The 13083-nt window shown below is 48.2% G+C and carries 12 protein-coding genes; 3 read left to right on the forward strand and 9 right to left on the reverse strand.

All coding sequences use genetic code 11. The annotated features are described in order from the left end of the window. Positions 1-20: 20 nt before the first annotated feature. The 3 genes from clpB to rluD all read right to left on the reverse strand — a co-directional run bounded on the left by clpB (position 21) and on the right by rluD (position 4389). A complete protein-coding gene (gene clpB, locus CWB98_RS08340; RefSeq protein ID WP_138544447.1) occupies positions 21-2594 on the reverse strand; it encodes an ATP-dependent chaperone ClpB in 2574 nt (857 codons plus the stop codon). 90 nt (positions 2595-2684) lie between these two features. After that, a complete protein-coding gene (gene pgeF, locus CWB98_RS08345; protein WP_138544448.1) occupies positions 2685-3410 on the reverse strand; it encodes a peptidoglycan editing factor PgeF in 726 nt (241 codons plus the stop codon). 1 nt (position 3411) lies between these two features. Next, positions 3412-4389 (reverse strand): 23S rRNA pseudouridine(1911/1915/1917) synthase RluD, encoded by a 978-nt coding sequence (gene rluD / locus CWB98_RS08350; RefSeq protein WP_138544449.1) that lies wholly within the window; start codon positions 4387-4389, stop codon positions 3412-3414. Between the two features lie 121 nt (positions 4390-4510). Here rluD and CWB98_RS08355 point away from each other — a divergent pair, with 121 nt between their 5' ends. Beyond that, positions 4511-5278, forward strand: a complete 768-nt coding sequence (locus CWB98_RS08355; RefSeq protein ID WP_138544450.1) for an outer membrane protein assembly factor BamD — start codon at positions 4511-4513, stop codon at positions 5276-5278. A 118-nt stretch (positions 5279-5396) separates the two neighbouring features. Here the strand turns inward: CWB98_RS08355 and glnB are convergent, their stop codons facing one another. Continuing rightward, complete coding sequence (glnB, locus tag CWB98_RS08360; RefSeq protein WP_010382451.1) at positions 5397-5735, reverse strand: nitrogen regulatory protein P-II; 339 nt, start codon at positions 5733-5735, stop codon at positions 5397-5399. A gap of 135 nt (positions 5736-5870) precedes the next feature. On the opposite strand from glnB, the gene CWB98_RS08365 reads away from it, so the two are divergent. Then, a complete protein-coding gene (locus CWB98_RS08365) occupies positions 5871-6410 on the forward strand; it encodes a GspH/FimT family pseudopilin (protein ID WP_138544451.1) in 540 nt (179 codons plus the stop codon). 175 nt (positions 6411-6585) lie between these two features. After that, on the forward strand, positions 6586-7101 hold the full coding sequence (locus tag CWB98_RS08370) for a GspH/FimT family pseudopilin (RefSeq protein WP_138544539.1): 516 nt from the start codon (positions 6586-6588) through the stop codon (positions 7099-7101). Between the two features lie 380 nt (positions 7102-7481). On the opposite strand, the gene CWB98_RS08375 is transcribed toward CWB98_RS08370, so the two are convergent. Genes CWB98_RS08375 through pilV form a run of 5 tightly spaced genes read right to left on the reverse strand, consistent with a single transcriptional unit; the run spans position 7482 to position 13043 of the window. Further along, a complete protein-coding gene (locus tag CWB98_RS08375) occupies positions 7482-7904 on the reverse strand; it encodes a type IV pilin protein (protein WP_138544540.1) in 423 nt (140 codons plus the stop codon). Then, positions 7891-11010 (reverse strand): pilus assembly protein, encoded by a 3120-nt coding sequence (locus CWB98_RS08380; RefSeq protein ID WP_138544452.1) that lies wholly within the window; start codon positions 11008-11010, stop codon positions 7891-7893. The genes CWB98_RS08375 and CWB98_RS08380 overlap by 14 nt, the downstream gene beginning before the upstream one ends. Next, a complete protein-coding gene (locus CWB98_RS08385; protein WP_138544453.1) occupies positions 11010-11504 on the reverse strand; it encodes a pilus assembly protein PilX in 495 nt (164 codons plus the stop codon). The genes CWB98_RS08380 and CWB98_RS08385 overlap by 1 nt, the downstream gene beginning before the upstream one ends. Next, positions 11498-12475, reverse strand: a complete 978-nt coding sequence (locus CWB98_RS08390) for a PilW family protein (RefSeq protein ID WP_138544454.1) — start codon at positions 12473-12475, stop codon at positions 11498-11500. The genes CWB98_RS08385 and CWB98_RS08390 overlap by 7 nt, the downstream gene beginning before the upstream one ends. Position 12476: 1 nt before the next feature. Continuing rightward, positions 12477-13043: a type IV pilus modification protein PilV gene (pilV, locus tag CWB98_RS08395; RefSeq protein WP_138544455.1), complete on the reverse strand. Its 567-nt coding sequence runs from the start codon at positions 13041-13043 to the stop codon at positions 12477-12479. Between the last annotated feature and the right edge of the window lie 40 nt (positions 13044-13083).

The following is a 13083-nucleotide window of genomic DNA, read 5'->3' on the forward strand; positions in this document are numbered from 1 at the left end:
TGCCGCCCGCTATGGAGGAGTTAACGCGTGAAAACGATGTCGTCTTCATCAACATCTACCTTTATCACGTCCCCGACATCAAAATCCCCTTGCAGCAGCTGCTGTGCAAGCGGGTTTTCGATATAGTGCTGGACCGCACGCTTGAGTGGTCGTGCACCGTATACCGGGTCAAAACCACTGGCCGCAATCTTATCCAGCGCACCGTCTGTAAGTTCAAAACCAAACCCTTTATCGTGCAAACGCTGGCGCAACTTTGACAGCTGAATGTCCGCAATTTGCTTTATGTGCTCGTTGATCAGTGGGTGGAAGACGACCGTTTCGTCGATGCGGTTAATAAACTCAGGTCTGAATTGCGTCACCAGTACATCCATAACGCGTTGCTTAAGTACGGCATAATCATTGCTCCCCGCCTGCTCCTGAATAACGTCGGAACCCAGGTTAGAGGTCATAATGATCACCGCATTTTTAAAGTCTACAGTGCGTCCCTGACCATCGGTTAAGCGACCATCATCAAGTACCTGAAGCAAAATATTGAACACATCCGGGTGTGCTTTTTCCACTTCGTCGAGCAAAATCACGGAATAAGGACGACGACGAACGGCTTCTGTCAGGTAGCCACCCTCTTCATATCCCACATAACCCGGAGGAGCCCCTACTAAACGTGCCACCGAGTGCTTTTCCATAAACTCCGACATATCAATGCGCACCATGGCATCTTCCGTGTCAAACATAAAGCCAGCCAGCGCTTTGGTCAGCTCTGTTTTACCAACCCCTGTCGGACCTAAAAACAAGAATGAGCCAATCGGCCGGTTAGGATCGGCCAGACCCGCGCGCGAACGGCGAATGGCATTGGCCACCGCACTGACGGCCTCATCCTGACCTATGACCTTTCTATGCAACTCATCTTCCATCTGCAGCAGTTTGTCGCGCTCTCCCTGCAGCATTTTTGCCACCGGGATCCCTGTCCAGCGTGACAAAATCTCCGCGATTTCATCTTCACCAACCTGGTTCTTCAGCAAACTCATTTCCTGCATCTCAGCCTGAGAGGCTAAATCCAGCTTGCGCTCCAACTCCGGGATGCGACCATATTGCAACTCTGACATACGTTGCAAATCGCTTGCCCGGCGCGCCACATCCAGATCAAGACGTGCCTGCTCCAGCTCAGCTTTGATGACCTGTGTTCCCTGCAATGAAGCCTTCTCAGCATTCCACACCTCATCAAGCTCGCGATACTCTGTTTCCAACTGCTGGATCAGAGTCTGCATTTCACTGCGACGCTTCTGACTGGCTTCATCTTTTTCTTTCGCCAGTGCATTGTCTTCCAATTTTAATTGGATAATGCGACGTTCCAGCTTATCCAGCTGTTCCGGTTTAGAGTCTATCTGTAAGCGAATGGACGAACCGGCTTCATCAATAAGGTCAATGGCCTTGTCCGGTAATTGCCTGTCGCTGATATAGCGATGTGATAACTGTGCCGCAGCGACAATGGCTGGATCGGTAATATCAACGGAGTGATGCAATTCATAACGCTCTTTTAAACCTCGCAGAATCGCAATGGTGTCTTCGACACTGGGCTCTGCAACAAAGACTTTCTGAAAGCGTCGCTCCAGCGCGGCGTCTTTTTCAATATACTGGCGATACTCGTCCAGTGTTGTTGCTCCCACACAATGTAATTCGCCGCGTGCAAGCGCTGGCTTGAGCATATTGCCCGCATCCATGGCGCCATCGGTCTTGCCAGCACCCACCATGGTATGGATTTCATCAATAAAGAGGATCACCCTGCCCTCTTCTTTAGCCAGCTCATTCAGCACTGATTTGAGGCGCTCCTCGAATTCTCCGCGATATTTTGCACCGGCTACCAGCGCGCCAAGATCAAGCGATAACACACGTTTGTCTTTAAGGCCCTCGGGGACTTCACCGTTGATGATACGCTGTGCCAGACCCTCTACAATAGCCGTTTTACCAACGCCAGGCTCACCAATCAGCACCGGGTTATTCTTGGTACGACGCTGCAAAACCTGAACGGTTCGGCGAATTTCATCGTCACGACCTATCACCGGATCCAGCTTGCCCTGCTCAGCACGCTCAGTCAGATCTATCGTATACTTCTCCAATGCCTGACGCGTATCTTCGGCATTCGGGTCATCCACTTTCTGACCACCTCGAATAGCTTTGATGGCTTTTTCAATTTTGTCCTGGGAGATATTCAGGGAGCGGAAAATATCACCCAGCGGGCCTTTATCTTCACACGCCGCAAACACAAACAGCTCACTGGAAATATATTTGTCTTTGCGTTTCTGTGCATACTTGTCACATAAATTGATTAATGAAATAAGGTTATTTGATAACTGCACATCACCGCCGACTCCTTCAACCTTAAACAGCTTTTCTATAGCCTGAGAAAGTTTTGTGTTCAGCTCATCGGCACTGACCCCTGCCTGAGCGAACAAAGCACGAACGCTGGAGCCGCTTTGCTGCAGCAAAGAGTACATTAAATGTACAGGCTCAATAAACTGATGATCCCGCCCTAATGCGAGCGATTGTGCATCGGACAGCGCAGCTTGAAATTTACTGGTAAACCTATCTATTCGCATACCCTAAATAACCTTATAAATAACTTAGTTACCTATAAAATGGGTATCACAGAGAGTTTGATCAAGGTGTGTAAAGCAAAAGAACGAGATTTATTTGCGCCAAATCAAACTGGCCATTCGGCCACAGCGGCGGTCCCTGCGATAAGAAAAATAATATTGGGGATGAGTGACCGTACAGTGTGCCTGTGCAAATACAGAGGTAACGCCCAGCTCACTCAACCGCTGTCTGGCAAGAAGATGAATATCGGCAAGATAGTGGCCGTTTTCCTGACGTATAAAGGCGTGGCTATGTATCTGACTGAGAGCGACAAACTGCTCAAAGACCTCTTCGCCAACTTCAAAAGCTTGAGGGCCAATAGCCGGGCCTAACCAGACATGCAGTTGACTTACGGGCGTTTGAAAATACGAAAGGGTTTTGGCAAGAATATCGGCCGCCAATGGCCGCCAGCCACAGTGAACAGCCGCTATTTCCTGACCATTTTCACTGGCAATCAGCACCGGTAAGCAATCTGCGGTCATGATTGCCAAAGCGAATTGGGCTGAGCGGGTAAAAATGGCATCGGCCTGAGGGAGTGAAGCAATATCATAGTCGTCATCAACGTGGATAACAGTGTTACCATGTACTTGCTCCAGCCAGACGATTGGCAACGACACCTCAGCCTGTAACTGTGCCCTGTTCTGTGCGACAGCCTGCGGGGTGTCGCCGACATGATAGGCCAGATTGAAACCATCAAAAGGGGCCGCAGATACGCCTCCCTGTCTTGTCGTAGACAGGGCACCAACGACCCCCTGTAGCGGCCAATCCGGATAGATCATATTAGTAATCTATCTGGGGGTTCTGTTTGCTGTCTTCACGCAGTGCCGCGGTGAGCTGCTGCATATCTTCCGGGATCGGCGCTTCCCAGGTCATTACCTCACCACTGACAGGATGTGCAATACGCAATTTTACCGCATGTAGTGCCTGACGTTTAAAGCCCCGGAGCGTATCAAGAAACTCTGACGATGCATTGCGTGGCGGGCAGGGGCGACCACCATAAAGCTGATCACCCACCAAGGGGTGCTTAAGATAAGCCATATGCACACGGATCTGGTGGGTACGACCGGTCTCGAGACGTAAACGCAGACGCGTGTGTGCCCGAAACTTTTCGGCAACCCGATAATGCGTGATCGCAGGCTTACCCATTTCGTGGATCGCCATATGCGTGCGTTTAGTCGCATGACGACCAATAGGCTTTTCTATCATGCCACCGGCTGTCATGGTGCCATTACATATCGCTTCATACTCACGGGTAAAGTTTTCACGTGCTTGCAGGTTTTTCACCAGATGTGTTTGCGCAACTATGGTCTTGGCCACCACCATCAATCCCGTGGTATCTTTATCAAGACGGTGCACTATGCCCGCACGCGGGACATTGATGATCTCGGGGTGGTGGTGTAACAATGCATTGAGCACGGTACCATTGGGGTTGCCAGCGCCCGGGTGAACAACCAGACCCATTGGCTTGTTGATCACTAGGATGTCATCATCCTCATAAACGATATCTAACGCGATGTCCTGCGCTTCGTACTCCCGCTCAGCCTCAATTTGCGTTTCCACCGCAACCACTTCACCACCCAGCAACTTCTCCTTGGGGATAGCAAGTACATCACCGTTGACGGTGACTTTTTCGTCAAGGATCCAAGTTTTTATTCTGGAACGTGAAAAATCAGGGAACAATTGCGCCAAAATCTGGTCTAGACGTTTACCGCCCAGTTCCACTGGCACATCGGCTTGTAGAGAAATTTGCTCAGACATGTGTAACTTTACCTAAAATACCAGTGCAAGCCATGCTCGACTGGGTTAGAATCGCATAAATGCATAGTTTACTCGGTTTTGCCGACTTGGCCTAGCCTGATAACGAAGGTAGTAAAATAAAATGATAAAGACGTTGGGAAAACGCGCTTTCGCAATCGTATTGAGCGCATCTGTATTGGGATTAGCAGCCTGCTCATCCGCCCCAGAACAAGAAGAAATAGAACGCGTACCAAATAAATCTGTGCAGGCATTGTACGAAGACGCCAAACAAACACTCGACTCTGGCCTATATGCCCGCGCAATTGAGCTGTTGAGTGCCATCAACTCACGCTATCCATTTGGCCCTTATTCTCATCAGGTGCAAATGGACTTGGTCTATGCCTTTTATCAAACAGGGAATACGGAACAGGCTTTGGCGACGGTAGATCGTTTTTTACGTCTTAACCCCAATCATAAGAACCTCGACTATATGTACTATATGCGAGCCCTGATCAACATTAAGGCTGATGAGAACGGCTTCCAGGAGTACTTTGGCATCGACCGCGCAGACCGCGATCCAAGTCGGACACGTGTTGCGTTTCAAGACTTGTCGACTCTGGTAAAGAATTATCCTGACAGCGCCTATGTGCCGGAAGCCAAGAAGCGCCTTGCCTGGCTGCTAAACAAAATGGCACGTTATGAGCTAAAGGTTGCCAACTACTATTTTGAGCGTGAAGCCTATCTTGCCGCCGCTAATCGGGGTAAATATGTTGTTGAGCACTTCTCACAAAGCAGCTATCTTGTACCAGCGCTTGAGATGATGGAGAAGAGCTATGCGATGCTTGGTCTTGAGGAGCTTAGCGACAACGCTCGTAAAGCCAAAGAGCAAAACCAGCAACGTCAGCAATAAACGTATTCACAGAACAATTGAAAACGCCGGGACTGCTTACAGTGCCCGGCGTTTTTATGTCTTTTCCCGATAAGTCAATGATCTGCTGCATCAATTCCTTAATTAAGTAAAATTGATATTAGATCGCTTCTTCATCCTCTTCACCGGTACGGATCCTTACAACGCGCTCCACTTCAGTGACAAAGATTTTACCATCGCCAATCTTGCCGGTTTGTGCTGTTTTCAAAATAACATCGATGGCCCGGTCTACATCTTCTTCGGCCAGAACGATATCTAGCTTCACCTTTGGCAGAAAGTCGACCATATATTCTGCACCACGATACAACTCAGTGTGGCCTTTTTGCCGGCCAAAGCCTTTAACTTCACACACAGTCATACCAGTGATACCGATGTCAGACAAGGCTTCACGCACGTCATCTAGCTTAAATGGTTTAATGATGGCTTCTATCTTTTTCATGATTGATTTTTATCCCTTTGGTAATGCGTCGATTTTAGACAATCCAACAAAACAAGGCAAACAAAGCGATTGAATTAATACACGAAAAGACGCACTATAATAGACAGTAGTTATTCCTATTTTTGGTTGTGCACGATGAAAAAACACACAGGCTTCACACTTATTGAACTCATTGTCACGATTGCTATTTTGGGATTGCTATCAGCCATTGCTTTGTCATTTGGGGCAAATATATCTAGCTCCACCCGTTCTGAAACTTACCTGCAGGAACTCAAACGTACTGTCACATTTGCCAGAGCACATGCAACTGCAACAGATGAAATCATTGTCATTTGCCCGGCAAACCAAGCGCTGGTTGAAACCAACAGCGACTTTAACTGCCTGACCGACTGGCAAAATAACCGCATCACAGTGTTTTTAGACCGGAATAACAACGGCTCCTATAACGCTGATGCCGATGACCTGTTGCGTGTCATGGAGCGCGTGCCTGAAAATGACGCACTGTCATTCCCAAGTGCCAGTCTGCGCTTTGATTCAAGTGGGCGTACAGCAATGCTGCAAGCCAGCAGCTTTGTCTATTGCCCTTCAGCAACTAACTTTGCCAATCAACAACTAGAGATCAGTGTTGTCGGGTCCGCGCTCTATCGCGGCGATACCCAGCTCACCTGCAATTAATCGCCTCACTCCGGCTTCTATATGAGTACACATGAGCTGAGCACATCCGCAATCGTGAAATCAAGTTGATAGGCCGCCACCCACCAACTCTTGCCGTGATAATTATTCATATTCCTTGTGATATAGCACGCCCCATCTAAGCTAGAAAAATGACTCATGCACGGAACGCATACTCATGGCTGAAAGGAACAGCTTAGGATTTACCTTATTTGAATTGATCATTTGCATGGCACTGTTTGGTGTTATGGTGCTACTCTCAGCACCTGCCATACATACGCTGACCGAACTCGACAGGCCCAAAACAGCGCTACTGAATATCGACCGGCATCTGACCTTATCAAGGTTACTGGCAATCACACACAATGCACCTGTCACTATTTGCCCATTAGTCAACGGTCAGTGCACCACTCTGTGGCACAAAGAGCTCACTGTGTTCACCGATTATCAGGATAGAGCTCAGTTCGATAACGGAGATATCAAGCTGCTGGTACTGGCGGGGATCACGGCCAGCGACACATTAGACTATCCCAGAAAAGCAATTACGTTTAAACACACAGGTACTTTGAGAGGGTTTGGTAATGGTACCTTTGTGTACTGTGCCAGACGCCTTCGCGGAGATCCTATCGGACTCGCTTTGTCAGTCAGTGTGGTTGGTCGAAGCAGACTTAGAGAAACGACAAAATGCCATTAGCAATGAAAATCAATTCTTCAGCTGCGATGTGCTGGATTTATACCAGGTGCTTAATTAAGTACTTTATTTTGAGGCGAGGAAATTGGGTCGACAACACCGCTCACGCGTCCTGCTATCGCTGAGGCACTTTCGTCCTAATAGAGAAGAGGCTAAAATGTACAAACTCATACTTTGGGTAAAAACTCTGCCTGAGAATCTTTTAACACCGTCAGTGTCATATTGGCGCCTTCAGTTGAGCTAGCCTATTAGCCAGCTCTTTCCAATCACTCATATCGGATGCGCCTTGCACAAAGTGGCCTTCCTGGCACACGCGCTGAATTAACCTGAGTCACCATGGGTGATGAAAACAGGGCCTGCCCGTACCTCCATCGTACCTGTATTCATCGTCCCCAGCATTGATCAGCGGTGAAGTTACCTGTACTACCCCGAATATTTAAGTTATTGATGGTCAAGGTTGTACAATCAGGGTCGTCCTCAAGCGGGCCCCCCGATGCCGTGGCCGTAATGGTAAAGGTATTCAGGTTCGCACCCAGTGCTATGGTCAGGGTAAAATAATCGTTCTCCGTTGTGGTTTGCAGTCCCAGATCAGCCAATGTGCTGGCGTATTGCCGGTTGTCCACAAAATACTGTTCCTGTTTGTTCGCAGCATCAAGTAAAGTGGACGCCGCTTCAGCCCTGGCTGCACGCTTCACATACTGTGAATAACTGGGGTAGGCAATGCTGGCTAAAATGCCCAGGATTGCGATGGTGATCATCAGCTCAATCAGGGTGAACCCCAATACTGTACGATTAGTTCTTTTCATCATGCTCTTCTTTTTTGTATATGTACAATAACCGAGTTTGCATTTCGATTTGTACGTCATTTTCACCCGTTACACCACCGACACCGCCGTCTGACTTTCGAAATGGCTCGGCAGCGTCGGGTTCCACCAGCCGGATCTTGCCATCTACAACATCGTCACTGTTCTCAGTCACAATAGGACTTATCAGCTGCGCTTTTATGGTGGTACTGCCATCTTCATTGGTATGTTCGCTATAGTGTACTCTGGGTGTGTCCGGCACTTCTGCGGTAGTCTGAAAACTTCTCAGATCCAACATCTGCATACCATAGTTCAGGTGCAACGCATATAACCTTCCCCTGCCCGCAGTGATAGAACACTCGTTTATCTCGACACTGGCAGGCGTAAAGGTTGTGTAGTAGGCAACACCCGCGACGATGGTTGCTGCCGCCATCGCTTTTTCGCCATCAGCAAGTTCCAGCTTCCAGCCACTTGCCAAACCCAGTTCAACTTCTTTTTCTACAAACTGATCAAAATCATCTAACCGAGAGTAAAAGGGGTCGCTAGTAACATCCAGTAGGTTTGCAGATGTGATAGTCGCCGGTATATTACCCCCTCTGAATGATTGTGTTTTGGTGTTCTCATCCCGAACCATATAGAGAAAGTCCTGCACAGCAGTAGACGTTGGCTTGGCTCGGTTACCACTGCCAATGAGGAGCCCTTCATAAGGGATATCCCGGCGGATCGTGATCGTCTTGCCATTTACCGTTTCCGTTGATACTTTAGAAAAGTAGGTGCGCGCTACAACCGGGCGGTAGAAAAGTCGCCGCTTGTGGTTGTCCGTGTCTCCGCTAAGATCTGCCAGTTTAAAGTGTGTCCAGGGCGTTTCACGGTCGGTTGGATTGGTCCCGGGCATGTCAAAGCGCCAAACTCCTCCGCCAGTATCCGAGGCATAGATACGATCAATATAGCCATCATAATCAGAGTCAACGGTGCTAAGATCTGCCGCAATACTATGCTTACCAATAAAGCCATTGGCTGCAGTCAGACTCCAAAACGGCTTGCCCGTTTCTATATCAACAATATAAATGCCTCTGCCAATGTTATCGTCAGAAAAGAGCGCATTGTCTTTATTGGTATCATACCCGGCACCAAAAATAACAACTGGCGTATCCGGTTTAGATTTAATAAAGGTCACCAAAGGTTTAGACCAGGTTTGAGCCAGTTGCTCATAAGGTGCGGACCCGCCTTTGATAGGTCCTCCCCACAATAACTTAGGATTATCAGGGGACGTAATATCGAACCCGTAATACTCGTTACCACCACGTCGCATGCCAGCAATGAGCCAAACGCGCTCTCCGCTGCCGACCTTACCATCATCATTCTTATCCCAGAAGTAAACCGTTATCGGGCCATCCATACCGTAAAGCTTAGTATCATCCTGACGCACCATTTGAGGCCTGAGTATGTCTAGTAAGGACCCGGGAACAAATGCCCAGCTCTCTGTTACTGTGTCGCCGTTGTCCTTAAACATGTGGAGGAACCCGGCATTGGTACCCACAATCACTCGCAAGTCGCCATTGCCATAATCCAGCGTCACGGGTCTGGAGTGCAAGGGGTCGCCAAAAATGGTGTCGCGTCGGTCAGTGGTCGAGCCGTTGTTGTTTTCATCATTAACGTCAATCCCTCTGGACCAGTTAATCACATCGGGTAACAGACCAGCATTATCCACCGAAAACATGGTGCTCAATTTTGACAAGTCACCACCTGCAGCTATCAATGCGGTGGCGTAGTCGAAAGACATTAAGGTGCCTTTACCATAGTCTGAATAAAGCTTGCGCGTTGTTTGCCGTGATAACTGATAGTTAACACCACCTACACCCACTTTTGAGCCATCTTTAGAGCCAGGTTGAGACCAATAGGTGGTCACATTATCCGCGATAACGCCCTCTTCATTAATGGCATGGTTACTAGTTCCCATACCATGTATCACAGATCCTTTCACCTTGAGCTTTTTCAGGTTGCCCCGCCACCGAGTGTGGGTTTCAGGATAAAACATAGTGTAGTAGATTGAGTCTCCACTGCGACTCAAGTCTGAACTACTGGTTGATACCGAAGGCGATGAAAAGCTGTCACTCTTTTCTCGAATGTTCGTGATTGTGGCCTTCAATGCCTCAGAAAGCTCAGAGGCTGTATTCGCATGCTTGTATTCACCACCACCATCAAGAGCGGTTTGCTCAAGCAAAGTTTTGCCCGCATTGGACATCCCCGTACCAAAACCTATGGTATAGGTGCGGGCAAAGTCCAACTCTTCCGGCGTACTGGGGTAAAGATCGACCTGAGTTTCGGGTGTTCCTCTCATCACTTTGGCGAGTGAGTTAAGGTAGTTATTGGATACTCGGCTGGGCGCAGAGCCAAATGTCGACACATATTTATTATAGATATCCGTATTGCGCGCTGAGTCACTGGTCGGATCGCCATCTGTCATCAGAATGATATTGGTGGACGTGTCGCAACGTTTCGGCGCTAGGGGATCTGGCTTAAAAGGGGAGATATAATAGCCATTACTTTCAACACTGCGATCGCGGTCGCTTTTATTCTGCCCGTACAGCACCCGCTTACCTGTTAAATAAAGATAAGCCTCCCATAGAGTTTCCGACAAAGGTGTGCTGCCACTGGCTGGCAAGTTAGCAATTTTACTTTTTAGCGTTGTTGTATCGGCACCCAGGCCATTAAGCACATACCCACCCGAACTGGAATAGAGTCGCATTAAGCCGATATCGAAATCTGGGTTGTCATCTACCAGTGTCGTAATCGCATCCTGCGCAACCTTTAAGCGACTGTCACCACAGTTTGATTGTTGGTACCAGCCATTTCGTACCTTGTAACATCGTTTGCTGGTCTGCGAAGAATCAAAGCAATCAATGCTACGAAACCGCCCGCTACGATACTCGTAGCAACGCTGACCATCCTTCACATCCCAAGCCATACTTCCTGAAGTATCAAAAACAACCAGCACTCGTGACTTTTCTGAGTTAGAGATGTCGTGTTTAACAAATAACTCGATATCTTCGGCCTGGATGCTGAACATACAAATTCCACTCAGCAAGCCTAATAGTCTGTACCACATTATTGATTCCCCAGGTTGCTAAGCGCTTCCTGCGCAACGCCAATCACAACAGTTACCTGATGTTGAGCTTGGTCACCATATTGCACTGTGCTTTCCACCTCCGTGATGACACAGCTTAATCCAGCAGTGAAGTTAAAAACACGCGGACATTCCAGTAACAACTGGCCACTATTGAGATTGGCTTGCAGGCTTTTCAGCTCTATTTCTTCATCATTGCGGATCACCCGGTCAACCATCTCTCCGGCGCCATTTTCAAACTGCCCGTTACGGGCATGAAATACACTTTCGTTAAACAGTACTTTCTCTTGCGAAATAATACGCTGTACTTCTCCCATTAACAGCGCCTCGGCAGCTTCGCGCTCTTGCGCGGCATTGGTCACCTTAATATCTATCGTGCTGCTGCTCATCAGGGTCACAGCGACACTCATTACCGCCACAATAAGGACCATAGAAACAATCAGCACCATACCCTGCTGTTTATGCGCCATTACCATGTTGAAATTCCCATGTTATAGAGTTGGATTGTGGTCGAGAACACCGTCCGACGATAATTGTCATTAAAGGTCAGAGTTCGTCTGTCTGGGTCATTGCCCAGAGTATAAGTCTGGCTTTTCAGTTCCAGATCTGCATCAGCCTCAAGTACCCTGACTAGTGCGATGATCTGCACGGTCAGAATTCCCCCTGAGCGCTCCCAGTCACCAGCGGTCATATCTTGTGTACTACGATAGGTATCTACGCGGCTGTCACCATTGGTGTCTAGTCCAAACAGATAGCGAATGTCTTCGACTCCTTCAATCACGGCTTCTTTGGTCATGCCACCACTCACGGTCAGCCTTCTGCGCATCAGGATTGGAGTGGTGATGGTTTTACTATTGATTTGAATTTGCTGCTCTTCGATGTAGTAAACATGATGACTGTAGGGCCACAACGTAGAGTTGTTAGTCGGCATGCCAGCAAAACTATCCCCAGCGACAAAGGTGCCCTGCTCTTGCTGCGCAATAAAGTAGTAGCGATTTTCTTCAACATCATTGACATTTGTGATTTGTCTTCCTTCGAGAAACTTAAGTTGCAACACCTCTGTATTATTCCGGGCCCCTGAGATGCAATCTAACGCCGCACCGCTTGTTTGTTCCGCGTAGATAGAGCGGAAGTTAGTCTGTACCGCATTAGGAAAACTACCGTTATTGAGTCCGCCAAAACAATCGTTAGTCGGATTCGCTGGACTGGTTGCATTAATCGTGGTCAAACCTTTGTCATAAAAAGTCCCCCAAAAACCAACCTGTTCGAGGTCACGACGCAACAAGGTCAGTGTCAGCCTGCCAACCTCCTGAAGCTCGCCAATCGCCATTGTATCTCGTGTCGTCACTTTCATACTGACATAAGCTGTGACTACGCCACCCAATAACAAAGCGCCAATAAACATGGAGATCAGTAACTCTACCAGTGTAAACCCTGAGCGTCCCATTTCAGTCCCTCACCAGTAAATAACTGTTGATGCTCACTACTCGTCGATAGTCATTGTTTTGCCCACAGTTAATCGCCTGATTGGCCGCATTCATGACAAATGCCTGACGACCTGCCCAGGCAACACTGACCGTCACATTGAAGCCTCGCCCCTGTGTATTAGCTACCGGCGTTGTACTAATACATACCGTAGTATCGTCAAGCGAACCGGTGTTCTCTTTGGCTTGTATGGCCATAACCCATTGCTCCAAATCCATTGCAGCAATTTCAGCATTAGTACAAGTGTTACTGAAGCAGCCATTATTGCCATTTATAGTCGCCGTGCTGCTGAATACTTGCTGATATTGTGTATCTAGATTGAGGGTGTCGTTACTGCGGATCCGCTGCATAATATCACCAGCCAGGGCCACAGCCGCTGCGCGTTGCATAGAGTCAAAACTGGCTTGCTTTGCCTTCGCTTGCAGGGCTACAGCACCGAGCAGACCAAAGCTCAACACCATAAAAGCGATAAGCGTTTCTAAGAGGGTAAATCCGCGATTTGCGTTACTACACACAGTTTTTGCCATCATTATTCAAAGTCAGTTTGCTCCACTACATAATATAATGAAT

Source organism: Pseudoalteromonas rubra, from assembly GCF_005887115.1.
In the GTDB taxonomy this organism is placed as follows: domain Bacteria; phylum Pseudomonadota; class Gammaproteobacteria; order Enterobacterales; family Alteromonadaceae; genus Pseudoalteromonas; species Pseudoalteromonas rubra_F.